Origin of the sequence: Bartonella sp. MM73XJBT.G (genome assembly GCF_028618435.1) — a bacterium.
Classification (GTDB): Bacteria; Pseudomonadota; Alphaproteobacteria; order Rhizobiales; family Rhizobiaceae; genus Bartonella.
In genome coordinates this window covers 65,198-90,205 of sequence record NZ_JAQISW010000007.1, presented here as the reverse complement: position 1 = coordinate 90,205, position 25,008 = coordinate 65,198, and the positions used below count along the sequence as shown (strand labels likewise).

At 39.4% G+C, this 25,008-nt stretch carries 19 protein-coding genes, 1 other RNA gene and 1 pseudogene; 11 read left to right on the top strand and 10 right to left on the bottom strand.

Translation table 11 applies throughout. The annotated features are described in order from the left end of the window. The 3 genes and pseudogenes from PVV59_RS05640 to PVV59_RS05630 all read left to right on the top strand — a co-directional run. Positions 1-1,293 (top strand): annotated as a pseudogene (locus PVV59_RS05640) (MFS family transporter); the annotation flags it as partial. Between the two features lie 534 nt (positions 1,294-1,827). Beyond that, positions 1,828-3,135 carry an MFS family transporter gene (locus PVV59_RS05635; RefSeq protein WP_273755153.1) on the top strand — a complete coding sequence of 436 codons (1,308 nt, stop codon included), beginning with the start codon at positions 1,828-1,830 and terminating at the stop codon, positions 3,133-3,135. A 487-nt stretch (positions 3,136-3,622) separates the two neighbouring features. Then, positions 3,623-4,930 (top strand): MFS transporter, encoded by a 1,308-nt coding sequence (locus tag PVV59_RS05630; RefSeq protein WP_273755151.1) that lies wholly within the window; start codon positions 3,623-3,625, stop codon positions 4,928-4,930. A gap of 68 nt (positions 4,931-4,998) precedes the next feature. On the opposite strand, the gene PVV59_RS05625 is transcribed toward PVV59_RS05630, so the two are convergent. Beyond that, entirely contained in the window at positions 4,999-5,304 is a 306-nt protein-coding gene (locus PVV59_RS05625) for a DUF2853 family protein (RefSeq protein WP_273755150.1), read from the bottom strand. Positions 5,305-5,401: 97 nt separating this feature from the next. Here PVV59_RS05625 and ssrA point away from each other — a divergent pair. From ssrA to PVV59_RS05600, 5 genes are all read left to right on the top strand, one after another. Then, positions 5,402-5,758: a transfer-messenger RNA gene (gene ssrA / locus PVV59_RS05620) on the top strand. 177 nt (positions 5,759-5,935) lie between these two features. Beyond that, on the top strand, positions 5,936-6,481 hold the full coding sequence (locus tag PVV59_RS05615; protein ID WP_273755149.1) for an SspB family protein: 546 nt from the start codon (positions 5,936-5,938) through the stop codon (positions 6,479-6,481). An 8-nt stretch (positions 6,482-6,489) separates the two neighbouring features. Beyond that, positions 6,490-6,672: a DUF4169 family protein gene (locus tag PVV59_RS05610; protein ID WP_273755148.1), complete on the top strand. Its 183-nt coding sequence runs from the start codon at positions 6,490-6,492 to the stop codon at positions 6,670-6,672. 10 nt (positions 6,673-6,682) lie between these two features. Next, positions 6,683-6,934: a ribbon-helix-helix domain-containing protein gene (locus PVV59_RS05605; protein ID WP_273755146.1), complete on the top strand. Its 252-nt coding sequence runs from the start codon at positions 6,683-6,685 to the stop codon at positions 6,932-6,934. A gap of 106 nt (positions 6,935-7,040) precedes the next feature. After that, positions 7,041-9,377 (top strand): ATP-dependent helicase, encoded by a 2,337-nt coding sequence (locus PVV59_RS05600; protein WP_273755145.1) that lies wholly within the window; start codon positions 7,041-7,043, stop codon positions 9,375-9,377. A gap of 37 nt (positions 9,378-9,414) precedes the next feature. Here the strand turns inward: PVV59_RS05600 and PVV59_RS05595 are convergent, their stop codons facing one another. Next, the gene (locus tag PVV59_RS05595; RefSeq protein WP_273755143.1) at positions 9,415-10,056 is read right to left on the bottom strand and encodes a DapH/DapD/GlmU-related protein; all 642 of its coding nucleotides are present in this window, start codon (positions 10,054-10,056) and stop codon (positions 9,415-9,417) included. A 138-nt stretch (positions 10,057-10,194) separates the two neighbouring features. Here PVV59_RS05595 and PVV59_RS05590 point away from each other — a divergent pair, with 138 nt between their 5' ends. From PVV59_RS05590 to PVV59_RS05580, 3 genes are read left to right on the top strand one after another with little or no spacing between them, the layout of a single operon-like run. Continuing rightward, positions 10,195-10,776 carry an SCO family protein gene (locus tag PVV59_RS05590; RefSeq protein ID WP_273755141.1) on the top strand — a complete coding sequence of 194 codons (582 nt, stop codon included), beginning with the start codon at positions 10,195-10,197 and terminating at the stop codon, positions 10,774-10,776. A gap of 30 nt (positions 10,777-10,806) precedes the next feature. Then, positions 10,807-11,676 carry a 50S ribosomal protein L11 methyltransferase gene (locus PVV59_RS05585; protein ID WP_273755140.1) on the top strand — a complete coding sequence of 290 codons (870 nt, stop codon included), beginning with the start codon at positions 10,807-10,809 and terminating at the stop codon, positions 11,674-11,676. A gap of 17 nt (positions 11,677-11,693) precedes the next feature. Then, positions 11,694-13,520, top strand: a complete 1,827-nt coding sequence (locus PVV59_RS05580) for an aminopeptidase P family protein (RefSeq protein WP_273755138.1) — start codon at positions 11,694-11,696, stop codon at positions 13,518-13,520. A 239-nt stretch (positions 13,521-13,759) separates the two neighbouring features. Here PVV59_RS05580 and ligA read toward each other — a convergent pair whose 3' ends face one another. The 8 genes from ligA to PVV59_RS05540 form a co-directional block, all read right to left on the bottom strand. Beyond that, a complete protein-coding gene (ligA, locus tag PVV59_RS05575; protein ID WP_273755137.1) occupies positions 13,760-15,919 on the bottom strand; it encodes an NAD-dependent DNA ligase LigA in 2,160 nt (719 codons plus the stop codon). Positions 15,920-16,031: 112 nt separating this feature from the next. After that, a complete protein-coding gene (recN, locus tag PVV59_RS05570) occupies positions 16,032-17,693 on the bottom strand; it encodes a DNA repair protein RecN (RefSeq protein WP_273755136.1) in 1,662 nt (553 codons plus the stop codon). Positions 17,694-17,700: 7 nt separating this feature from the next. Next, a complete protein-coding gene (locus PVV59_RS05565; protein WP_273755134.1) occupies positions 17,701-18,594 on the bottom strand; it encodes an outer membrane protein assembly factor BamD in 894 nt (297 codons plus the stop codon). A 161-nt stretch (positions 18,595-18,755) separates the two neighbouring features. After that, positions 18,756-19,640 carry a UDP-3-O-acyl-N-acetylglucosamine deacetylase gene (gene lpxC, locus PVV59_RS05560; protein WP_273755133.1) on the bottom strand — a complete coding sequence of 295 codons (885 nt, stop codon included), beginning with the start codon at positions 19,638-19,640 and terminating at the stop codon, positions 18,756-18,758. Between the two features lie 214 nt (positions 19,641-19,854). Next, positions 19,855-21,627 carry a cell division protein FtsZ gene (gene ftsZ / locus PVV59_RS05555; RefSeq protein ID WP_273755131.1) on the bottom strand — a complete coding sequence of 591 codons (1,773 nt, stop codon included), beginning with the start codon at positions 21,625-21,627 and terminating at the stop codon, positions 19,855-19,857. 63 nt (positions 21,628-21,690) lie between these two features. Then, positions 21,691-22,992: a cell division protein FtsA gene (ftsA, locus tag PVV59_RS05550; RefSeq protein ID WP_273755130.1), complete on the bottom strand. Its 1,302-nt coding sequence runs from the start codon at positions 22,990-22,992 to the stop codon at positions 21,691-21,693. Continuing rightward, on the bottom strand, positions 22,989-23,900 hold the full coding sequence (locus PVV59_RS05545) for a cell division protein FtsQ/DivIB (protein WP_273755128.1): 912 nt from the start codon (positions 23,898-23,900) through the stop codon (positions 22,989-22,991). The genes ftsA and PVV59_RS05545 overlap by 4 nt, the downstream gene beginning before the upstream one ends. After that, the gene (locus PVV59_RS05540; protein WP_273755125.1) at positions 23,888-24,808 is read right to left on the bottom strand and encodes a D-alanine--D-alanine ligase; all 921 of its coding nucleotides are present in this window, start codon (positions 24,806-24,808) and stop codon (positions 23,888-23,890) included. The genes PVV59_RS05545 and PVV59_RS05540 overlap by 13 nt, the downstream gene beginning before the upstream one ends. Positions 24,809-25,008 lie beyond the last annotated feature (200 nt).

Below are 25,008 nucleotides of genomic sequence, written 5' to 3'. Positions count from 1 at the left end.
AACTGTAGATCCACATGATACAAGGAAACGTATTTTTGCTATCATATCCAGTGCATCAGGAAATCTGGTAGAATGGTACGACTTTTATGCTTACTCCTTTGCATCGGTTTATTTTGCATCACAATTTTTTCCTGAAGATGAAGATATTGTTACACAACTGTTAAAAACTGCAGGAATCTTTTTTATTGGCTTTCTTATGCGTCCTATTGGAGCATGGCTCTTTGGCTTCATTGCTGACCGCTATGGACGTAAACGCTCCATGCTTATTTCTGTTTTTATGATGTGTGGAGGTTCTTTTCTCATTGCTATACTTCCCACCTACAAAACTTTGGGAATAACAGCAGCATTTCTGCTGCTTTTAATCCGCATGTTTCAAGGGCTTTCCGTCGGTGGTGAATATGGTACAGCAGCCACTTATATGAGTGAGGTTGCCCTTAAAAATCATCGCGGATTCTTTGCATCTTTCCAATATGCCACTCTCATTACGGGGCAACTTCTTGCGAGTTTTATTATCTTTATTCTAGCACTTTATTTCACTGAAGATCAGTTAAAAGCATGGGGCTGGCGAATTCCTTTTGTCATTGGTGGCTTTGGAGCGATCATTTCAATTTATCTGCGCAGTTCGCTCCATGAAACAACGACCAAAGAAAGCCGCTCGACACAACATGCTGGAAGTATTATAGAACTTTTACGCAATCATAAAAAAGCTTTTTTTTGGTTATTGGCTTTACAGCGGGAGGATCGCTCACATTTTATACATACACCACTTACATGCAAAAATATCTGATCACCACCACCGGATTTGATAAACACACTGCGACGACAATAATGACTGCCGCACTCTTTATTTTTGTGTTACTCCAACCCCTCTTTGGTTCTCTAGCTGATAAAATTGGAGTAAGAGCTTCACTCATTATTTGGAGTATCTTATCCATTATCTGTACCATTCCAGTTCTTAAAATGATTGGAAATACCCATAATGCATGGACAGCACTCTTAATTATCATTGGAATACTCTGTATTATGAGTTTTTATACGTCCATTGCTGGTATAATAAAAGCAAAATTGTTCCCTACTTCAATCCGAGCAATGGGGGTTGGTCTCTCTTATGCTATTGCTAACGCACTGTTTGGTGGCTCTGCGGAATATGTAGCGCTTGGATTAAAAAATATGGGATATGAATCTGTTTTCTTTTTTTACATAATTGGTATGATGATTATTGCCCTCATCTCTATTCTCCTAATGCCAGATATAGACAAGGGGGGATATCTGAAAGATGATGAGATCCATTAAATTTGTATACACAATAAAAAGCCTAAATCCTTGGGCTTTTTATGAATATTCTAAAGTCTTTTAAAAAACAACAAACATAAAACAATTAATTTTCGACTGTTTCCATACAGTAAAAACTATTATGCTTCTTGCACAAGATGGAGAACCTATAAATTTATATTTATAAATTTATATTATTGAGACTTTTCAAAGATTTTTAATCACTAAGCGACAAGGTCATAGAAAATTACGCAACTTTTTCGCACTGTTCAAATATTCTATAGGAAATTTTTAAGCCAGTCATTTAAGCACTCTTTTTACCAACATTTCATCTAGCTTAAATCTCCTCTTCAATGCCCTCTTCCCCTTACATTCGCCGTAACGCACTTTACCTTACAACACAATAACGCCCTCAAAAGCCTCAAGCTTATATACAAACAGGCTTTCTTAAATAGCTTTCATAAGAAATTACTATGACACAATTAAATTTTAGTGATACAAGTAAAAACTTAAATAATAAAAAATAAATTATCAGTCTAATAAGGGAAAAATTTCATGAGTAACCAAATAACTGTAGATCCACATGATACAAGGAAACGTATTTTTGCTATCATATCCAGTGCATCAGGAAATCTGGTAGAATGGTACGACTTTTATGCTTACTCCTTTGCATCGGTTTATTTTGCATCACAATTTTTTCCTGAAGATGAAGATATTGTTACACAACTGTTAAAAACTGCAGGAATCTTTTTTATTGGCTTTCTTATGCGTCCTATTGGAGCATGGCTCTTTGGCTTCATTGCTGACCGCTATGGACGTAAACGCTCCATGCTTATTTCTGTTTTTATGATGTGTGGAGGTTCTTTTCTCATTGCTATACTTCCCACCTACAAAACTTTGGGAATAACAGCAGCATTTCTGCTGCTTTTAATCCGCATGTTTCAAGGGCTCTCCGTTGGTGGTGAATATGGTACAGCAGCCACTTATATGAGTGAAGTTGCATCCAAAAATCATCGTGGGCTCTTTGCTTCTTTTCAATATGCAACAACAATCTCAGGTCAACTTCTCGCGAGTTTGGTAATTTTTATTTTAGCCATTTATCTCAGTGAAGATCAATTAAAAGCGTGGGGATGGCGTATTCCTTTTGTCATTGGTGGCTTTGGAGCGATCGTTGCAATTTATCTGCGAAGCTTGCTTCATGAAACAACAACCAAAGAAAGCCGCTCGACACAACACGCCGGTAGTCTTAAGGAACTCTTTCGCAATCATAAAAAAGCATTCTTTTTGGTTGTTGGCTTCACAGCTGGCGGATCCCTCACATTTTATACATATACCACTTACATGCAAAAATATCTGATCACCACCACCGGATTTGATAAGCAAACTGCAACAACGATCATGACTGCGGCTCTCTTTATTTTTGTGTTATTGCAACCGCTTTTAGGGTCCCTAGCCGATAAAATTGGAGCAAGAGCTTCACTCATTATTTGGAGTGTCTTATCCATTATCTGTACCATTCCAGTCCTTAAAATGATTGGAAATACCCATAATCCATGGACAGCACTCTTAATTATTATTGGTATACTCTGTATTATGAGTTTTTATACGTCCATTGCTGGTATAATAAAAGCAGAACTATTCCCTGCCTCAATCCGAGCAATTGGTGTTGGATTTGCTTTTGCCATTGGGAATGCACTCTTTGGCGGTTCTGCTGAATATGTAGCACTTGGATTAAAAAATATGGGATATGAATCTGTTTTCTTTTTTTACATCGTTGGAATGATGATCATTGCCCTCATCTCTATTCTCCTAATGCCCGATATTGATAAAGGAGGATATCTTGATAAAGACAAACTTCATTAAACCTACTTACTAAACAAAAAAGCCCAAGAAATTGGGCTTTTTTGTAATTATTTACTCAAAAATTTAATTTTTTATAGTATAAAGCCCATTTCATTATCTTACTCTCAATCATGAAAAGTCATTGAACACTTTCTATGATCTTCAGGTATCATTTTCATAACATATTGAGTTATCAATACTTTTTATCATTTTGTATATCCAATAAAAAGTCTAAATACCGCAAAAATTTCTCATCTTTACCCTTTTTATATTAATCCCTCACAATAATACCTCTTGCAACGCATAAGAAGAATTAGTCTATGGATAAAAATTATTTAATAAATTAATCAAACTATTTATACTATATAATAAATAGATAAAACTTCCCAACATATGTTATTTAAAATATTTTTCATAAAAAATAATCATTATACGATTAAATTTTTCTAGCAATCATAAAACATTATGTTTAAAAATATGGATTATAAATCCAAAAGGGGAACAATTCATGAAAAATGGAACAGCTTCAGCATCACAGGATGCAAGAAAACGTATTTTTGCTATTATAGCAAGCGCATCAGGAAACCTTGTAGAATGGTATGATTTTTATATCTACTCCTTTGCATCGGTTTATTTTGCCTCACAATTTTTTCCTTCAAATGGCGACGCTATTACGCCACTCTTAAAAACTGCAGGAATCTTTTTTATTGGCTTTCTTATGCGCCCTATTGGAGCTTGGTTTTTAGGGTTTATCGCCGATCGTTATGGACGTAAACGCTCGATGCTTGTATCCATTTTTATGATGTGTGGTGGCTCTTTTTTTATAGCCATACTCCCCACCTATGAAACCTGGGGAATAACATCAGCAATCCTTTTACTTTTAGCTCGGATGATGCAAGGATTTTCAGCGGGTGGCGAATATGGTACAGCAGCCACATATATGAGCGAAGTAGCCCTCAAAAAACATCGTGGGCTTTTTGCTTCTTTTCAATCAGCCACCCTTATTACAGGCCAGCTTCTTGCCAGTTTCATTATATTTATTTTAGCATCTTATCTGTCTGAAGATCAGTTAAAAGCATGGGGATGGCGTATTCCTTTTGTGATTGGTGGATGTGGAGCGCTCGTTGCGATTTATCTACGCCGTTCACTCCACGAAACAACCACGAAAGAAAGCCGCTCTCACAAACATTCTGGGAGTCTTAAGGAACTTCTCACCAAACATACAAAAGCCGTTGTCGTAATTGCCTGTTTTGCATCAGGAGGATCACTTACATTTTATACCTTTACGACTTATATGCAGAAATATCTAATCACCACCACCGGCTTTGATAAACACACAGCAACAACGATTATGACAGCTGTACTGTTTATTTTCATCCTGTTCCAACCTGTAGCGGGGATCATCGCCGATAAAATTGGAACCAAAACTTTACTCATCATTTGGAGTATACTTTCTGCCATCTTTACATTTCCTGGACTCTGGATAATCGGAAATACCCATAGTATATGGGTTGCCTTATCTGTCATTATTGGCTTGCTCTTCATTATGAGCATGTATACATCCATCTCTGGTGTCGTAAAATCAGCCATGTTCCCCTCTTCCATACGTGCATTAGGCGTTAGCATCTCTCATGCCATTGGGAATGCCTTATTTGGTGGTTCTGCTGAATACGTTGCGCTTGGATTAAAAAAATACGGTCATGAATCACTCTTTTATTTTTACATAACTATCGTGATGATCATGGCTTTTATTGCTCTTCTTTTTGTTCCGAGTATGCGTCAAGGAGGATACCTCCAAGACGATGAAAAACGTTAACGCCCTCTATAAACGAAAAAGCCCAAAAAAATGGGCTTTTTTTATCATTATCACAAATTTAATATTGTTTAAATTTTATGAAGTGCATTGAGTTGTTTAGCAACTAAATAATAAAAAGTTATACGACTTTTTCTACGCTCTCCAGCCATCATCTGAGAAACTTTTGAAACAGCCATTTTAGCACTCTGCTCATCAACTTCTAAAACATCTTGAACCCATTTTTCAACACGTTCTAACTCTTTTGGATCCGATGTTGCAACAAGCGCTGCATCCTGCTTTTTCATCACCAAAGCTAAACGCTGACTAAGTCGTTCGACTGCCGCTGCATCAGGATTTGAATCATATACTTTAATATCTGCTAGATTATTTGTCATTTTACATCATCTCCTCTCCAAAAATGAGCGTCTATACTTTTATAGCCGCATCATATAGCTCCATAAATAATTAGAGGATTAAAAATATTAACAACCCCCCCTTTTCCTAAGACTGTTCTTCATCTATATTTAAAGAGCTGGCTTTCCAGCTATGGTAATAAATGGACGATGAAATAAGCCTATTGGACCCGGGGGCGGTACCCGGCGCCTCCACCAAAATATAAACAACCAAAATTATATTTTGGTGGGGGCGAAATAGGATCGACAAGGGTGTAAAGATCGCTCTTTTACTCGGCATTGTACCACCGTTATCGGGCTAAATGAGTAGTTGCAAATGACAACTATGCGGAAGCACGTCTCGCCGCCTAAGGTGGTGTGAATGTTTCAAATTGACTCTTAAACCGTCGCAGGTTTAAGCGGGGTTGGAAGGCACCTGGCAACAGAAGCCTTCACTTTTTAAAATGTTATTGATTGATCTTTCAGACATTATCAGACATTATTTTTTGTGTTTTTTGATTCAATGAGGTATCTTGTAGACAAAATACTGCTGGTTTTTAAATACATTCTATTACACAATATCGACACATCAGTACGGCCATTCTGCTACGTGAAATAAAAGGAATAAACTTCGATGGTTAAAGATCAAATCCGTTACGATATTCTCGTTCAGGATGCGCTTCGTGGAGTTATCCGTAAAGTTTTATCGGAAGTTGCTAAAGCAGGACTTCCGGGAAACCATCATTTTTTTATAACTTTTTTTACAAATGCTCCAGGCGTTAAAATATCTCCTCGGCTAAAAAATCGCTATCCTGAGCAAATGACGATTGTCTTGCAACATCAATTTAGAGATCTCAGTGTTTCAGAAACAGCCTTCGAAGTAACCCTCTCTTTCAGGGAAATTACCGAAAAGCTCGTAATTCCTTTTACTTCTATTCAAGTTTTTTATGATCCTGTAGCAACATTTGAAGCAGCATTTGATCTGCCCTCAAAACTTCCCTCTGTAGAAAGTGAAGTTTCAGAAAATATTCCATCTACGCTCATAGCTCCATCAAACAAACAAAAAAAAGAAAGTATGCTCACAAAAGAACAAAGTCTCAATACCAGTAAAGAGCCTTCAAATAACGATACAAAACAAAGTGCTGATGTTGTCTCTTTAGATTCTTTTCGGAAAAAATAATTTTTCTCATGACTGAACCGATAAATCTTCGCCAATTTCGAAAACAAAAAAAGCGTGCAGAAAAAGCTCTTCATGCCGAAGAAAATCGTTATCGTTTTGGACGAACAAAAACTGAAAGACTTTTCGAGCAACAACAATCTTTTAAAACGCAAAAATTTCTTGATCAAAATCGTTTGCGAAACGATGAGTAAAGGAGAAAAAATGAACGAGAGTAATTTTATGGATTGGTCAAAAGTCATTCCGCAAAAGATATCTGTTCGCGTTGATGGACACGCAACCAGCGTCTCTTTAGAACCGCCATTTTTAGATATTCTCAAAGATATAGCCCGCAAAAAAGGACAATCTTTAGCCTTTATTATCACTGATATTGATAGCCAAAGGCCACAACAAGTCAATCTTTCGGCCTCGTTGCGCATTTACGCTCTTCAAAGTATTCTTACTCAACGTCTTTAATATTTTCTTTTAACATTTCTTGTTCAATTAAAACTGTTGTAGCTTTTAAAAGAAAAGTTTTTTAAATCTAGCACTTTTATGAAAAAAAGATTACAAAAAAGGTATAATGAATAATTTTTCCGATCACATACCTTTTTTTGAAGAAGATGCCCCCCCAGCCTATGATGAAAAAAGCTCTGGGATTTCTTCCCATGTTCTAAAGAAAAAAAAATCATATAACACAGACTATTTAGAACAGCTCAATCCAGAACAACAACAAGCTGTTATGAATACTGAAGGCCCTCTTTTAGTTCTTGCAGGTGCAGGTACTGGAAAAACGCGTGTCTTAACAATCCGTATTTCTCATATTCTACGCTCTGGACTCGCCTCTCCTCAACAAATACTTGCTGTCACTTTTACCAACAAAGCTGCGCGTGAAATGAAAATACGTATTGGTGAACTTATTGGTGAAGTTGTTGAAGGAATGCCTTGGCTTGGAACTTTTCATTCTACTGGTGCTAAAATTTTACGCCGACACGCAGAGCTTGTTGATTTAAAAAGAAATTTTACAATTCTCAATAGCGATGATGTTCTTCGACTTTTAAAACAGCTTATTCAAGCTGAAGGCTTAGACGATAAGCGTTGGCCCGCACGAAACCTTGCCATGATGATTGATTCTTGGAAAAATCAAGGACTTTCACCAGAACATATCTCAAAAAGTGATGCGTATTCCTTTGGCAACGGCATGGGGCGCGAACTTTATCACAGTTATCAAAATCGATTAAAAGATCTTAATGCCTGTGATTTTGGCGACCTTCTGCTTCATTCTATCTCTATCTTTCAACACAATCCAGATATTCTTCGCAAATACCATTCTCAATTTCGCTATATTCTTGTCGATGAATATCAAGATACAAATACAGCACAATATCTTTGGCTTCGCCTTTTAGCACAACATCCTCAAGGTCGAAATGTTAATCTTTGTTGTGTTGGTGATGATGATCAATCCATTTATGGATGGCGTGGTGCAAAAGTCGAGAATATATTACGATTTGAAAAAGATTTTCCTTCTTCCCAAATTATTCGTCTAGAACGCAATTATCGCTCGACATCCCATATTCTTAAAGCTGCTTCTCATCTAATTGCTCATAATGAAGAAAGACTGGGAAAAGTCCTTTTTTCTGCTCAAATAAAGGGGGAGGAAGAAAAAGTAAAAATTCATTCAGCATGGGATTCGGCAGAAGAAGCACGAGCAATCGGAGAAGAAATCGAGCGTGCCCAACAAAACGGTCATGCATTAAATCATATGGCTATCTTGGTACGTGCATCATTTCAAATGCGTGAATTTGAAGATCGCTTTGTAACGCTTGGCCTTAACTATCGCGTCATTGGTGGTCCGCGTTTTTATGAGCGAATGGAAATACGTGATGCCATGGCTTACTTACGCGTTGTCGTCCACCCCGCTGATGATTTAGCTTTTGAGCGTATTATTAATACACCTAAACGCGGCATAGGCGATGCAACCTTGCGCATTCTTTATGAGAGTGCACGCGCACGTGCTGTTTCTCTCTTTTCTGCGGCTACTGACATCATTGAAACAGATGAGCTAAAGCCTAAGGCACGCAGTGCTTTACGAAGCCTTATTGAAAACTTCCGCCGCTGGCAAAATATGCTGCAAGACACCCCCCACAAAGAGCTTGCCGAGATCATCCTTGACGATTCTGGTTATACAACCATGTGGTTAGAAGATCGCTCACCAGAAGCTCCCACACGACTAGAGAACCTTAAAGAAATGATCCGTTCCATGGAGCAATTTGAAAATCTTCAAAGCTTTTTAGAACATGTTGCACTGGTAATGGAAACGGAAAATAATGAAAACATGGATGCCGTCAACATCATGACACTCCATTCCGCTAAAGGGCTTGAATTTGAAACAGTTTTTCTTCCAGGCTGGGAAGAAGGACTCTTTCCCCATCAGCGCTCATTAGATGAAGGTGGACGTTCAGGATTAGAAGAAGAAAGACGCCTTGCTTATGTAGGGCTTACAAGAGCAAAAAAATATCTGCATATATGGTTTGTATCCAACCGAAGAGTTCATGGACTTTGGCAATCTGCTCTTCCCTCCCGTTTTCTAGATGAACTACCAGCAGAACATATAGAAGCCATAGCCATGGAAACATCTTATGGTGGTTATGGAAAATACTCTTTTCAACATCAAGAATCCTTTTATAATGACTATGCTGCACCAAAACAAAATCGTGCACAAAAAAACAAAAACATTGAAGGGAAAGTTATTGCTCAATCAATCTCTGAAGCGCCATCAAATTTTTCTATCAATGATCGAATTTTTCACATAAAATTTGGTTATGGCCATATTACAGCGATAGATGATCATAAATTGACAATAATGTTTGAAAAAGCTGGAGAAAAGCGTGTACTGGATAATTTTGTAGACAAAGCTTAACGAAAGAAAACCACAATCCGTTTTTTCAAAGGGCCATTTATTCTGAATATCTTTTCCATTTGCAAATAAAAGCTTCAATGGGCAAGTTTTGCATATCAGGTAATGCGTTGTAAATTTTATCAAGCGGCCAATCCCACCAAGCCATATCTAAAAGATCTTCTATCACATGATTGGGAAAACGCATCCGCAATTGTTGAGCTGGAACCCCAGCAACAATCGTATAAGGCATAACATCTTTTGTTATAACAGCATTAGCTCCAATAATTGCACCATGTCCAACTGTTACTCCAGGCATAATAACTGCTCCATGCCCAATCCACACATCATGCCCAATGATAACACGTTTCGCACAACGCCTTTCACGAAAAGAACAATCGAGTGACTTATAACGAAAATATTCATTTGGACGATAGGTTATTTTATGCGTTGAAAGGCGCTCTATAGGATGCTCTAACGCATTTATCCGTACATGAGATGCAATAGAACAAAAACGACCAATATCGCTATAAATAGCCTCACTGTTACGTTCTAAATAAGAAAAATCTCCAACGATCACATTCCGCAAAATCACCCGCTCATTAATTTCCACATAGCGCCCTAATTTACAACCATGCAATCGTGCCGTTGTATGGATACGCGGTTTACTTTCGTGAAATCGAAGATCGTTCTCAATATTCATATTACCTTCCATCAATTATTTCATCAAGAGATATGGAAAGACATACCAAGCAAATCCATAAAATCAACCGTGAAACAAACATTGCAAAACAAACCAACCAATGCTAGATTTTTTCAACACTTTTAAGAGAGACAAGCGATGAAAAATGTAATCCGCATCTTAGGACTAACAGTTATATTTCTTACGGGGATTTTCATTTATGATACATTGATCAATAAGCCTTTAGGTGATGACTTTACTCTCACCGATTCAAATGGACAAACTGTTACGCAAGCTGATGTTCGCAGTAAACCTTCAATTATTTTCTTCGGTTTTACGATGTGCCCTGAAATCTGTCCTACGACATTAATGAATCTTGATCGATGGTTAACAGCTCTTGGGCCTGAGAGTGATAAATTAGGAAAATGGTTTGTGACTGTTGACCCTGAGCGTGACACCCCTGAAGTACTTCATGAATATCTCAGTAATTTTAACAATAAAATTATTGGCATTAGTGGAGATCCTGAAAAAGTTCATAAAATGGTCAATTCCTTTAATATCTTTGCTGAAAAAGTACCAGGGACAGATGGAAATTATACTTACGACCATACGGCTGCAATTTTTTTGCTTAAAAAAGGTGGCAAACTCGCTGGTATTATTCCTTATGAACCCAACGAGGATAATAATGAGTTAAAAGACCAAATTGCCATTGAACAACTCAAAAAACTTGTCTCAAACTAAATAAAAAGCCAATTATAAAGAAAGAACAGGATGTCACAGCAAATTCGTCTGTATTATACCACTTTTAAAAGTGAAGCAGAGCGATTTTATACGCTTATAGAAGCAGCTTTTGACGAAGAAGGGTATCCTTTGGCTCTTACAGAAATAGATGAAAAAAACACCATCTATGAACTTTCACTTTATGTAGAGCAAGACAATCAAGAGCGTGTTTTGCAACGTTTTGCACAGATCCTTTCTATAGATCCTCATAAAATTAACCATGAAATTTTACCCAATATTGATTGGGTACAAAAAAGCCTAGAAGGATTACAACCTATACATGCTGGTCCTTTTTTTCTCCATGGAAGCCATAACCGTAACGACATCCCCCAAGGTGTTTTTCCCATTGAAATTGATGCAAATCAAGCTTTTGGCACTGGACATCATGGAACAACAGCCGGTTGTTTGGAAATGATTGCCAAAATTATGAAACACGAAAATCCACACAATGCCCTTGATCTTGGAACTGGCAGTGGTGTCTTAGCCATTGGCATGGCAAAGCTCAAACCTATTGCTATACTTGCATCTGATATTGATCCCATTGCTATCAAAGTTGCAAAACACAATATCACACTCAATAGTGTAGAAAAATATATTACGGCAATTACAGCAATAGGCTTTGCCCATGATGAAATTGCATCACGTGCGCCCTTTGATCTCATCATTGCCAATATCCTTGCTAATCCGCTTATTGAACTTGCACCAGAAATGGTTCAATTTCTTCAAAAAGGTGGATCACTTGTACTTTCTGGAATTCTTGAAGAACAACATGATCTCGTATTGGGAGCCTATGTAAAACAGGGACTCAAACATCTTGAAACATACCACCATCAAGGATGGGTTACGATACATCTTAAATAAATGAAAAGGACGTTGTTATGTATCAATCTTTTGAAGCAACAACAAATCCCACCCATGCTCTCGAGCGTATTTCATCCCTTCGTAAAGAGCTTGATCGTCTTGGGCTTGATGGTTTTCTTGTTCCCCGTAGCGATGAACACCAAGGAGAATACGTCCCCCCCCATGCTCAACGCTTAAGCTGGCTTACTGGCTTTACGGGGTCAGCGGGTATGGCGCTCGTTTTAAAAAATAAAGCTATTATCTTTACTGATGGACGCTATAAACTCCAAGTTCGCCAACAAACTGATCCGCATATTTTTGAATATGAAGATCTCATCACTTGTCCTCCCTCACAATGGCTTGAAAAAAATGGAAAACAACTTTCTATTGGCTTTGACCCATGGCTCCACACCATTTCCGCTATAGATGCATTGAAAAAATCCTTAGAGATAAAAACAGGTGGAACGCTTATAGCAGTTCAACGAAATCCTATCGATCTTATCTGGCATGATCAACCACCATCACCGCAATCTGCCTTATCGCTTCACCCTCTCCAATATGCAGGATGGGATAGCGATGAAAAGCTCTCTTTAATCCGCAAAACCATACAACAAGCCCATGCAGATGCTTTTATTTTTACAGATCCCTCCTCTATTGCATGGATATTCAATATACGGGGTAATGATGTTTCCAACACACCATTTTCTCTTTGTTTTTCTCTAATCCCTATAGAAGAATCACCAACCTTATTCATTGACAGTAAAAAGCTTGGTGAAGAACAAAAACGATATCTGGAACGCTATACAAAATTATATGAACCAGAACAATTTATTGCCAAGATCAAAGATTATAGTCAAAAAGGCATGATTTTCGCCTTAGACCCACAGTTAGCATGCGAAAAGTTACGCACTGCACTTGAAGAAGATGGAAAATCTTTCATCCCACTAACCGATCCTGCTGCTCTACCCCGTGCCATTAAAAATGACACAGAACGAGAAGGTGCGCGCAAAGCTCACCTGTGCGATGGTGTTGCTCTTACCCGTTTTTTTGCTTGGTTAGACAAACAAACACCAAGCACAATAAATGAAATTTCTGCTGCTCAGAAATTAGAAGAATTTCGCATAAAGACAGCAAAAGACATGGGAAAAAAACTTGAAGATCTTTCTTTTGATACAATCTCAGCCGCAGGTGCAAATGGAGCTATTATCCATTACCGTGTAACGAATGAAACCAATAAAACACTCAAGGGTGGTGAACTTTATCTTGTTGATTCAGGAGGACAATACCGTGATGGCACCACAGATGTTACACGCACGATAGCAATTGGCGATATTGGAGAAGAAGAAAAACGCTGTTTTACTTTGGTTCTTAAAGGCATGATTTCTCTTTCAACAGCACTCTTTCCAAAAGGAACACGCGGACAAGATATTGATGTTCTAGCACGCATTGCCTTGTGGAAAGCTGGTTTTGATTATGCCCATGGTACGGGTCATGGCGTTGGTTCTTATCTTTCTGTTCATGAAGGACCACAAAATATTTCGCGCAAAGGATGCCAAGAATTGATCCCCGGAATGATTGTTTCTAATGAGCCTGGATATTATCGTGAAGGTGCATTTGGTATTCGTATTGAAAATTTACTCATTGTAAAGCCAGCACAAAAAACTTCTGGTGGAGAGAAAGAAATGCTCTCGTTTGAAACACTCACTCATTGCCCCATTGATCGAAAGCTCATTCTTCCGGAGCTTTTAACACAAGAAGAACGACAATGGCTCAATAATTACCACGCACGTGTTTATCAGATGAATGCACCTTATTTAAATGAAGAAGAGAAAGAATGGGCAAACGAAGCAACAAAACCCCTTTAAGTGAAAAAACACAGATACCTCTTAAAGCTTTCAACAAAAACAACCCCACCCCTTTTTCAAGCAAAAATGTAAACTAAACATAAGGAAATAATTAAAACTCTCCATTATTTCATCTTGATAAAACACTATCTTACAACATAAAAAAACAACTATAAATTGGCTTTCAATATCAGTAAATCGTTTCGAATGAGGAAAAATGAGAAGAATGTCCATCAATGCTTGAGCATCATTCCCCCTCCCTAAACATTATGTTCCTCAATCAGCTGTAGCCAAGCCTCTTCATCAATAATCTCAACACCTAACTCCCCAGCTTTAGTCAATTTTGATCCCGCTCCAGGTCCTGCAATAAGAAGATCTGTTTTTTTAGAGAGAGAACCGGAAGTCTTTGCCCCTAGTCGCTCTGCCAATGCTTTTGCTTCATCGCGAGACATATGCATCAAAGTTCCTGTAAAAACAATGATCTTTCCCGCTAACGGTGAAGATGCTTTCAAAACAGGCTCCTCATCGAGAGGAGTCACTTCTTCAAGCAAAACAGACAAAACCTCACGATTATGGGCTTCCTTATAAAAATCAATAATTGCGCACCCTACCTGTGGTCCAATTCCTTCGATATTGGTAAGCTCTAGCCAAGCTTCATTACCTTCTTTATCTTCCTGCTCACATGGCATAAGTGCTTCCATTGCCGCAGTTTCAAAAGCTGTATAAGTTTGATAAGCACGTGCAAGACGTCGCGCATTCACCTCACCAACATGACGAATTCCTAGAGCAAACAAAAAACGGCTGAGAGGAATTTTGCGGCGTGCATTAATGGCATCATAAAGTTTACGCACGGAAACAGCACCAAAACCCTCCATATTTTCCAAACGTACTAACGAATTTTCTTGGCGCCGCTGTAAAGTAAAAATATCAGCTGGTGTATGAATTCGAAGCGCTTCATCTTGAGCGTGGAAAAAAAACTCTACTTGTTTTTTACCCAAACCCTCAATATCAAAAGCATTGCGTGCAACGAAATGACGAATACGCTCAATCGCTTGTGCAGGACAAATAAGCCCCCCTGTACATCGACGTACCGCTTCTTCTGCTTCACGAACCGCATGACTTCCACAAGCAGGGCAAAGATGAGGGAAAACAAAAGCAGAAGAGTCTTTTGGACGTTTTTCCACTACAATGTCAACAACTTGAGGAATTACATCACCAGCACGTTGTATAATCACCGTGTCGCCGATACGAATATCACGCCCCTCACGAATGGGCTCTCCTTTATGACCAATTCCTTTAATATAATCCTCATTATGCAAACTAGCATTGGTCACCACCACCCCACCAACAGTGATAGGCGTAAGACGCGCAACAGGTGTTAATGCACCGGTGCGCCCCACTTGAATATCAATACCCTCTAAAAGAGTCATAGCCTTTTCTGCTGGAAATTTATGTGCAATAGCCCAACGCGGCGAACGAGAAACAAACCCCAAACGCTTTTGGAGCATCAAATCATTAACTTTATAAACAATGCCATCAATATCATAATTTAAAGAATAACGGCGTCCTTCTATATTATGATAATAGGAAATAATTTCTTCTACTGTCTTAAAAACTCTTGTTAATGGATTGATAATAAAGCCATATTCTTTGAGCTTTTTCATCATCTCCATTTGGCTTTCTGCAAATATTTCACTCACCTCACCACAAGCATAAGCAAAAAATTGCAGCTTTCTGCTGGCAGTTATCCGTGAATCCAGTTGACGCAATGAACCAGCCGCCGCATTTCGAGGATTGGCAAAAGTTAACTTACCCTTTTCTTGCTGGCTGATATTAAGTGCTTGAAAATCTTCCCGCCCCATATAAACTTCACCGCGAACCTCAAGAATATCAGGAATTTTTCCTTGCAAAACTTTTGGAATATCAGAAATTGTTCGTGCATTCGCTGTCACATTTTCTCCAACAGTTCCATCACCCCGCGTTGCGGCACATACAAGCCGCCCCTTTTCATAGCGCAAAGACAACGATAAACCATCAATTTTTGGCTCTGCTGTTATTTCTAACATTTGTGTTTCTGAAAGCCGTAAAAAACGACGCACACGTTCAACAAATTCAGTAACATCTTCAAAACTAAACGCATTATCAAGGGAAAGCATCGGTTGTGTATGAACAGATTTTTCAAACTTCTCCAAAACCGGTGCTCCAATTTTATGTGAAGGAGAATCTATACGAATCAGTTCAGGAAAGAGAGCTTCAATTTCCGCATTACGCCGGCGAAGGGCATCATATTCTGCATCAGAAATTTCAGGTTGATCATCACGATTATAAAGCACATCATGACGTGCAATCTCTTTTGCTAACCACTCTAATTCACTTTCTGCTTCAAGAGCAGTAAGGTTCTTAATTCCGTCCTTATTCATAAAATCTATTCCAAATGGTGGACTATCGTCATAAAAATCTCAACTCTTTAATTAAAAAGTGAACTTAAATAAGCACATGCTTGTCAATCTTTTTATCTTATCCCAATGATGACTAAGCAAGAAGCTTTTGAGCAGCCGCTCGTGCCTCCTCAGTAATCTGTTCTCCTGCCAACATACGAGCAATTTCTTCTGCACGTTCCTGCTCTTCCATTTTATGAATAGCTGTAACAAAGTGCCCTTTATCATCATTTTCCATCTTTGAAATAAGAAAATGACTGTGCGCTTTTGATGCGACTTGGGGTGCATGTGTAATAGCAAAAACCTGAATTCTCTCCGATAAACGCTGTAATCGTTGCCCAATAGCGGCCGCAACTGCGCCCCCAGCACCTGTATCAATTTCATCAAAAATCAATGTAGGAGCCGATCCGCGGTCAGATAACACAACCTTCAATGCCAATAAAAAACGAGATAGTTCACCACCAGAAGCAACACTCAGCATGGGGCCAGCCCGTGTTCCAGGATTGGTTCGAACAAAATATTCAATACGATCACACCCCTCTGCACTTCGCCTTTCAAAATCAGTCTGCATTTCAACAATAAATTCTGCCTTTTCTAATTTTAATGCCGGCAACTCAGCCATAACACTTTCAGATAAATGCTTTGCTGTCTCTCGACGCTTTATTGTTAAAGCTTGTGCCAATGTATCATAATTTTTCTGTGCTTGCCCCGCCTCATCTTCAAAACGCGTTAACGTGTTCTGAGCCTCTTCAAAATCAGTAAGTTCAGCATCCATTTTATCGCGTAACTGAACCAATTCATCCGCAGAAACTTGATATTTACGAGCAAAACCGCGAAGCGTAAAAAGGCGTTCTTCTATCCGTTCTAATTCATCAGGTTCAAAATCCAATGCCCGCATAGCCGCCTCAATCCCTTCCTGTGCTGTTGCAAGTGCATGCAATGCCTCATCAAGAGATTTCACCACTGGTGTAATAAGCTCTTCTGCCTCAGGAATTTTCCGCTCAAAACGCCTTACCAAATTAGAAAGAACGGGTATTGGCGATTTTTGACCACTTAAAAGATCATCTGCTTCTTTAATATCCGTCGCTATTTTTTCTAATTTAAGCATATCAGCACGACGCAAAGAAAGAGCATCTTCCTCACCAAATTGAAAATCAAGCTTTTCAAGCTCTTCTACACATGCCCGAAGATAATCCATCTCACGCGTTGCATTCTCTACTTTAAGACGCTGTTGATGCAAACGCTCTTCACATTCATGCCATACCCGATAACATTGACGTAAATTTTTCACATCATCTTCAAGTCCGCCAAAAGCATCTAATAACTGGCGGTGCGACGCAACATCAACAAGTGCACGATCATCATGCTGTCCATGGATTTCAACCAAGTGACGACCAACACTCCGCATTAAGGCAACACTCGCCACCTGATCATTGATAAAGACACGACTGCGTCCATCACTCGATTGCACACGTCGTAAAATGATATCCCCCTCATCATTAAGACCATTCTCACGAATAAGTTGACGTGCAGGATGTAAAAGAGGGACATCAAAAACAGCGGTGACCTGCCCACGATCACTACCATGACGCACAAGTGAAGCATCCCCTCGTCCCCCAAGAGCCAGCGACAAAGCATCAAGGAGAATAGACTTCCCCGCCCCTGTTTCACCAGTTAAAACAGTCAACCCCGCCGTAAAATTAATATCGAGCGTTTCGATCAAAACAATATTATGAATCGAAAGCTGTATCAGCATGAGAGAATCAACGTGCCCTCTTCTTATCACTACCTAAAGCATTCGAGATCCAAGAAGATTTATGCTCATGTGGCGCTATTTTATTCTTCTTCAAAAGATTATAAGAAAATTTATACCACTCACTTTTAGGATAATTACGCCCTAAAATAGCTGCTGCCGTCTGTGCTTCAGCCGTTAAACCAAGAGCCAGATTAACCTCTGTCAAGCGGAAAAGCGCTTCTTCAATTTGATTTGTATCGGAATATTCTTCAACGACGGTACGAAACCGTCTACTTGCAGCAAGATAACGCCGCCCTTCTTCATAATAGCGGCCAATCTGCATTTCTTTACCAGCCAACTGTTCGCGCCCAAAACGAATTTTATCTTTAGCATCTTTGACATATTCAGAATGAGGATAACGCTCTATAAGAAGCTGCATCGCAGCAATAGCGCGTTTTGTATCACGTTGATCACGCGTAACATCAGGAATCCGACGAAAAGAAGAAAGACCAATAATATAGTACGCATAAGCCGAGTCACTAGACCCAGGATAAAGAGTAATATAGCGTTGAGCCATACTAATTGAATCATCATATTTTCCGAGACGATAATTTGTAAAAGCACCCATGACTAAAGATTTACGGCCCCAGTCTGTATAAGCATACTGTTTTTCAATCTTCAAAAACTTTTTTGCTGCATCTCCAAGCCGCCCACTCTCAAGGCTAGCAAGCCCCTGATTATAAAGAACATCTGGTGGATCTATTTTCAAAACATAAGCAGATGGATCAAGGGTATTTTTCTCTTTAAAGAGACATCCCGCTAACATACAGGTGCTTCCCAAAAGCACCACACCTAATATCTTGCGTACAATGTTAGATTTCCTATATGCCATATTTCTAATGCACACATGAGATTTTTTCATAATTTTCCCGGCCTCCACAGAACATCATCTTGCAGCAAAAATAATTTATTAAAAGCTTTTATACCATATCACTTTAAAATGCACATAACCAATTTAGCAGTTTAGGTCAATCATCCCCTTAAAAATCAAATAAACAATAAAAAAATCTTGTCAATTTTCTTTTACTCTTTCTCTAAAGAGCTTTTTTCATAATATGATTCATCTGCCAAAAGAGCTTTCACCAATTGTGCATTAATTCTATGGCCACTACAATAAGAACGAAATAATCCAATAAAAGGTCCCCCGAGCAAAGCAGTATCACCAATCGCATCAAGCATCTTATGACGAACACATTCATTTTTCCAATAAGGACCATTAGAATTTAAAATTTTATCATTAAAACCGATAACAAGAGAATTTTCTAAAGAAGCGCCCCTCGCCTTTCCAGAAAGCCGTAATTTTTCCACCTCTTTGATAAAACCAAAAGTGCGTGCACGTGACAAATCATCGCGAAACCCTTGTGTCGTAAGATCAAAACTAAAATGTTGCTTACCGATGGCTGGAGAAGGAAAAGAAATCGTTATATCAAAACGGCGTCCATCAAATGGCAAAAGCTCTGCAAAACCATGAGATTCTTCAACCCGTAACGGCTTTTTTATCATGAAATAAGAACGGAGTGCATTTTGCTGGACAATGCCAACATCTTCAAAAGCTTGGCAATATTGCCATGCAGAACCATCTAAAATAGGAATCTCATTATGTGACACTTCAATAACAAGATTGTCTAAATTATAAGCAGCAATGGCTGCCATCAAATGTTCAATTGTTTCAACTCTTACTTCTCCATCTCCAAGCATCGTTGATAACTCAGTTTCTCCCGTTTGCGATGCATGGGCTTGAAATATTTTTTCTGTTCCGTCTAATCCACAACGCTTAAAAAGAATACCACACCCAACATCTGCTGGACAAACCTTTACCACTGACAAACAGCCACTGTGAACGCCAATCCCCTTAAATATTACTGCTTTTTTAAGAGTAGACTGATATCTTGGCACCAAATTCATCATATTATTTTATTGCATTTCTTTTACATCTTTTAACAAAATTTATAAAACCATAAAGAAAATATTCATAGTAAATAATAAAAAAACCGCTTGTTATAAGCGGTTTTTTTTTAAACAAAGTATTTTATCTAAAACAACAGTATATTTTACTTTATAATTTCTGTCTCATCGTCAAAAGAGATTATAAAATTTTTTACTTTTCCTCATTTCTTACAAATTAATTTGCCTGACGACGTAAAAACGCTGGTATTTCTAACTGATCTTCTTCACTGATAAAAGTACGCTGATCTTGTGGAACTTGAGGATGCAACTCACCAGAACGACGTGGAACATAAACAGAAGCATCTTGAGAAAGCGCCTGAGAGTTTTTATTGTAAAGAGAAGACTCTTGCTGCTGTGAGGATCTTACAGCAGGTTCCAACCTTGCTTCTGGCTCTTCATCCTCGCGATGTGTTAAGCTCTGTTTCAAACGCTGCCAAAGATTACGAGGGCCTTGATCAGTCACAGACGTTCTTTGTCTCTGTCCATGAGCAACAGGAGGAAAATCCTTTAGCTCAGGCATCCGCATTGGAGCACGCGCTTGCATCTGTTGCGTTTGTTTTGGTTGCACTAGCTTTTCTTTTTGCTTCACAACCCCTGTCATCTCATCAAGAACATGCGCTGTAGCCTCCATGCTCACAGGAGCCGTCATAGTTTGTTGAGAAGTACGACCTCCTTGCATACGTGGAGCATTTGATATCTGATCCTGCACAATATTTGAACCATAAGCAACAGCTTTTGTCGCACTTCGCGTCGTCATTGCTTCTGCAGGCTGTGCAAAAATTTGACTTTTAGGACGGAACTGTTCACCTGTTGGCTTCCCTTTTTCTATTTCAAGCGATTCAATGACTTCAACCATTGATTCAGAACGTAAGGGCGATGACTGAACATGAAAAGAACTGTGTGACGTTCCGGGATCGTTCTTGCGTATTGAAGAGGTCGATCTTTGAAGTTGAGGCTGAGATGGCTGAATCACATCACTAACCTCACGATCAATACCGGTGGCAACCACAGAAACACGAATAACACCTTCCAATGACTCATCATCAATGGCCCCAAAGATCACATTCGCATCAGCATCCACTTCTTCACGAATACGATTAGCAGCTTCATCAACCTCAAAGAGAGTCATATCACGCCCGCCCGTAATAGAAATCAATAAACCACGTGCTCCACGCATAGAGGTATCATCTAACAATGGGTTCGCAATAGCCGCTTCAGCAGCAGCCAAAGCACGCCCATCACCAGATGCCTCACCCGTTCCCATCATGGCTCGACCCATTTCGTGCATAACAGAACGAACATCAGCAAAATCGAGGTTAATCAAGCCCTCTTTAATCATCAAATCCGTAATGGAAGCAACACCAGAATAAAGCACTTGGTCAGCCATAGCAAAAGCATCAGCAAACGTTGTTTTATCATTTGCAATACGGAAAAGATTTTGATTGGGAATAACAATCAATGTATCGACAGACTTTTGTAATTCTTCAATACCAGCCTCGGCCGTTTTCATACGACGAGCCCCTTCGAACTGAAATGGCTTTGTCACCACACCAACGGTCAAAATACCTTTTTCACGTGCTGCACGAGCAACAACGGGAGCAGCCCCTGTTCCAGTTCCTCCCCCCATACCAGCAGTAATAAAAACCATATGAGAATCTGCAAGATGATCAATAATTTCATCAATACATTCCTCTGCCGCGGCTTGTCCAACTTCTGGTAAAGCCCCAGCACCCAAACCTTCTGTCACAGCAGCACCAAGCTGAATAACACGTTCAGCCTTTGACATAGCCAAAGCCTGTGCATCCGTATTTGCAACAACAAAGTCAACTCCCTGAAGACCAGCATTTATCATATTATTCACGGCATTCCCACCACCACCGCCAACACCAAAAACGGTAATGCGTGGCTTCAATTCCGCGATATCTGGCCGATGCAGATTAATCGTCATTTTCTTTTCCTTCTCATAAGACACCGCAAGCCAAAGCGATGAAATTTATCCAACTAGACTTAACTAAAAACTCTCACGTAACCACTGACCAACACGCTGAAAATACCCACGCGTGCCCATCGATAAATGATTTCCTGCTGCCTGCATTGTTTTTTCTTCAAAACCCACCAATTGGGGATAAATTAACAACCCCACAGCAGATGTAAACGCCGCCCCTTTTGCAAGAGAAGGAAGCCTCGAAATCCCTAAAGGCCGCCCGATACGAACATTTCTTCCTAATATAGTACGTGCCATTTCCGGCAACCCCGTTAACTGGCTTGCTCCCCCAGTCAAAATAACACGCTTACCAATGATGTGACCAAAACCAGAACGATTTAAACAATCACGAACCATTTCTAAAATTTCTTCAACACGCGCACGAATGATGCGCCCAAGAACCGCGCGAGGATATTGAATTTCACGTTGTTCACTCCCAATTTCTGCTACATTAATCATTTGCCTCTCATCAGCACTTGTTAAAAGTGCTGAACCATAAACCACTTTTAAACGTTCCGCCTCTATTAGAGACATAGAAAATCCGCGCGCAACATCAAGAGTGACATGATGCCCACCAACTGCCAAAGCATCCGCATGAACAAATTTTCCCTCAAAAAACACTGAAAACGTTGTTGTTCCACCACCAAAATCAATACAAGCAGCTCCTAAATGCGCCTCATCATTCATCAAGACAGCAAGACCACTTGCAAAGGGAGTAGCAACCATTGCTTCAACACTCAAATGCGCACGATTAATACACGTTTCTAAATTGCGCAAAGAGGCTGTTTCTGCTGTTACCACATGCACGTTGACACCAAATGTTTCCCCTGTCATGCCAATAGGATCAGAAATTCCTTTATCTCCATCCAAGATATAAGAAACTGGAACTGAGTGCATAATATGACGTTCAGCATCAAAAGCTTTACGCGAAACATCTGAAAAGGCCATACGCATATCACGCTTAGTGACTTCACGACCATTCAAATCGACCTTTCCCTGAATCAAAGTACTTTGTAATCGACTTGAAGAAAAATTCACAATTACTGAATCCACCACCAAACCAGCCATTTTTTCTGCCGCATCAACCGCCAAGCGTATTGATTGTTCTGCTGCAAACATATCCATGACAACACCGGATTTAATACCGCGTGAACGCTGTACTCCAAAGCCTAGAATTTCCATAGAATGCGTACGACCATGCAAATAGTGCGCATATTTCAAAGGACGTAAACAGGCAATAAGACAGACAATCTTACTTGAGCCAACATCAAGAACCGTTAAAAAACGTGTCTTACGCCCCCCCCGATGATGTGATCTGAGCAACATCATGGGTTTCCTACCTTTCGCGTCTTTAAAATACGTTCTTCTTCTGCGACACGAGCTTGATAACGCTCCAACGTTTCATCTGATAAAGAAACAGTAATTCGATCAGCAAGACGTAAATCAATACTGAGAATATCGCGCGATAAAAGATCTTGCATTATACCAGATGAAACAAGAGAGGAAAGTCTTTCAAGAGCACCATTTTCAGGCAACATAAGGCGCATTCCATTATCCAAAACAAGATCCCAACGCCGATCACCTACCCGTACAAAAGCACGAACACGATCATACACTTGCCGATAAACTGACAGCGCTTGAATAAATCCTTTAGCTGCATTTTGCGCACCCTGCCCAACCACAAGAGGCAAATCCCGAACAGTTTCTCCTTTAAAAGGCACAATAACACGGCCCGTATGATCAACAATATCCATTATGCTATCATGTTGCCAAATAGCATAAGGTTCACGCTCCACAACGGAAATACGCATTCTATTGGGATAAATTTTCTGAACATTTGCCGATTGAACCCAAGCCTGTTTTTCCAAAAGAGAACGTGCTCTTTCAACATCAAAAGTGAATATAGAAGGTGCAACATCAAGTTCTAAGATTTTTAAAATATCTTGCTTTGTCAAACGCTTATTACCACTGATATCAATATCAACGACCACAAAACCACTATCCGATATAATCGTGTTTACGACCATAGGCATCTGACCACTTGATGAAAGTCCATAAAAAGCTGTCATAAAGAAAAAACATACAACAGCAAAAGAGCCGAAATGGCGTGGAATATGAATGTTGACAAAAACAAACTCAAACATAAACCGAAGAAAACGACGATAAAGACGTGGCAAAGCCGGCACTGAAAGCACCTCCATCGGAACATTTATTTTATTAACATTCAACGCATACATGATGCGTCCTCCACCATCCATTGAACAATATCGCCGTAAGTACGGCCGCTCGCTTTTGCAATATCAGGAAGAAGAGACGTCGATGTCATACCCGGTTGCGTATTAATTTCAAGCCAAACCAATTCTCCTGTTTTCTCATCAAAACGAAAATCAGAACGGCTAACACCTCGACACCCTATCGCCTGATGGGCTGCTAAAGACATTCTTTGCACACTTTGGTAAATATTTAGTGAAAGTTGTGCAGGACAAATGTGAAGAGAACCACCTATCTTATATTTTGAGTCATAATCGTAGAACCGAAAATATTGGCTGGGAAGAATTTCACACACATCCAGCACTTCATTGCCCAAAACAGCACAAGTCAATTCACGACCAGGAATATATTTTTCAACCATCACCTCATCGGCATATTCCCATTCTCCCCCCCCAATACTATGCGGTGGTGCAGCTTCATTTTCTTGGACAATGACAACACCAAAGCTTGATCCTTCACACACAGGTTTAATAACATAAGGAGGCTCCATGGGATGTACCTGCCCAACAGCAAAGCGGTTCATAATACGAGAAGGAGCAACACAAACCCCAACACTTGCAACAATAATTTTTGCACGCCCCTTATCCATAGCCAAAGCAGATGCCATCACACCAGAATGGGTATAAGGAATTTTTAAATATTCAAGAATCCCCTGGATCCGACCATCTTCACCAAATGGACCATGCAATGCATTGAAGGCAATATCGGGCTGCAACTGTTCAAGAACAGAAGCAATATGAGTGTCAACATCCACGCGGCTCACGCGATACCCTTGTGCCTCAAGAACATCAGCACAAGCAGCCCCTGAAGATAAACTTACAGAGCGTTCAGAAGAAAAACCTCCCATTAACACAGCTATATGTTTATCTTTCATAATAAATCACCCTCTTTCGCATACTATATGTAGCCTATATAGAAGACATCAGTACCACATACAGAAAAAACACAGTTTATCCTTGCGAATCAATAACCTAGCATTTTGCATAATGAATCAGACTCAAAAGCTTGATGCAAGATATTCTTTGTTAATTTATTGATTCTTAATAGAAATTTTTTATTATCTCTTTGAAATGA

What these genes read in the sequence shown, in the direction of transcription:
- ftsA (WP_273755130.1), bottom strand. Translation starts at nt 22,992, where the DNA reads ATGATGTTGCTCAGATCACATCATCGGGGGGGGCGTAAGACACGTTTT.
- PVV59_RS05605 (WP_273755146.1), top strand. Translation starts at nt 6,683, where the DNA reads ATGAACGAGAGTAATTTTATGGATTGGTCAAAAGTCATTCCGCAAAAG.
- PVV59_RS05610 (WP_273755148.1), top strand. Translation starts at nt 6,490, where the DNA reads ATGACTGAACCGATAAATCTTCGCCAATTTCGAAAACAAAAAAAGCGT.
- lpxC (WP_273755133.1), bottom strand. Translation starts at nt 19,640, where the DNA reads ATGATGAATTTGGTGCCAAGATATCAGTCTACTCTTAAAAAAGCAGTA.
- PVV59_RS05625 (WP_273755150.1), bottom strand. Translation starts at nt 5,304, where the DNA reads ATGACAAATAATCTAGCAGATATTAAAGTATATGATTCAAATCCTGAT.
- PVV59_RS05585 (WP_273755140.1), top strand. Translation starts at nt 10,807, where the DNA reads ATGTCACAGCAAATTCGTCTGTATTATACCACTTTTAAAAGTGAAGCA.
- PVV59_RS05545 (WP_273755128.1), bottom strand. Translation starts at nt 23,900, where the DNA reads ATGTATGCGTTGAATGTTAATAAAATAAATGTTCCGATGGAGGTGCTT.
- PVV59_RS05635 (WP_273755153.1), top strand. Translation starts at nt 1,828, where the DNA reads ATGAGTAACCAAATAACTGTAGATCCACATGATACAAGGAAACGTATT.
- PVV59_RS05590 (WP_273755141.1), top strand. Translation starts at nt 10,195, where the DNA reads ATGAAAAATGTAATCCGCATCTTAGGACTAACAGTTATATTTCTTACG.
- recN (WP_273755136.1), bottom strand. Translation starts at nt 17,693, where the DNA reads ATGCTGATACAGCTTTCGATTCATAATATTGTTTTGATCGAAACGCTC.
- PVV59_RS05615 (WP_273755149.1), top strand. Translation starts at nt 5,936, where the DNA reads ATGGTTAAAGATCAAATCCGTTACGATATTCTCGTTCAGGATGCGCTT.
- ligA (WP_273755137.1), bottom strand. Translation starts at nt 15,919, where the DNA reads ATGAATAAGGACGGAATTAAGAACCTTACTGCTCTTGAAGCAGAAAGT.
- ftsZ (WP_273755131.1), bottom strand. Translation starts at nt 21,627, where the DNA reads ATGACGATTAATCTGCATCGGCCAGATATCGCGGAATTGAAGCCACGC.
- PVV59_RS05595 (WP_273755143.1), bottom strand. Translation starts at nt 10,056, where the DNA reads ATGAATATTGAGAACGATCTTCGATTTCACGAAAGTAAACCGCGTATC.
- PVV59_RS05540 (WP_273755125.1), bottom strand. Translation starts at nt 24,808, where the DNA reads ATGAAAGATAAACATATAGCTGTGTTAATGGGAGGTTTTTCTTCTGAA.
- PVV59_RS05565 (WP_273755134.1), bottom strand. Translation starts at nt 18,594, where the DNA reads ATGAAAAAATCTCATGTGTGCATTAGAAATATGGCATATAGGAAATCT.
- PVV59_RS05630 (WP_273755151.1), top strand. Translation starts at nt 3,623, where the DNA reads ATGAAAAATGGAACAGCTTCAGCATCACAGGATGCAAGAAAACGTATT.
- PVV59_RS05600 (WP_273755145.1), top strand. Translation starts at nt 7,041, where the DNA reads ATGAATAATTTTTCCGATCACATACCTTTTTTTGAAGAAGATGCCCCC.
- PVV59_RS05580 (WP_273755138.1), top strand. Translation starts at nt 11,694, where the DNA reads ATGTATCAATCTTTTGAAGCAACAACAAATCCCACCCATGCTCTCGAG.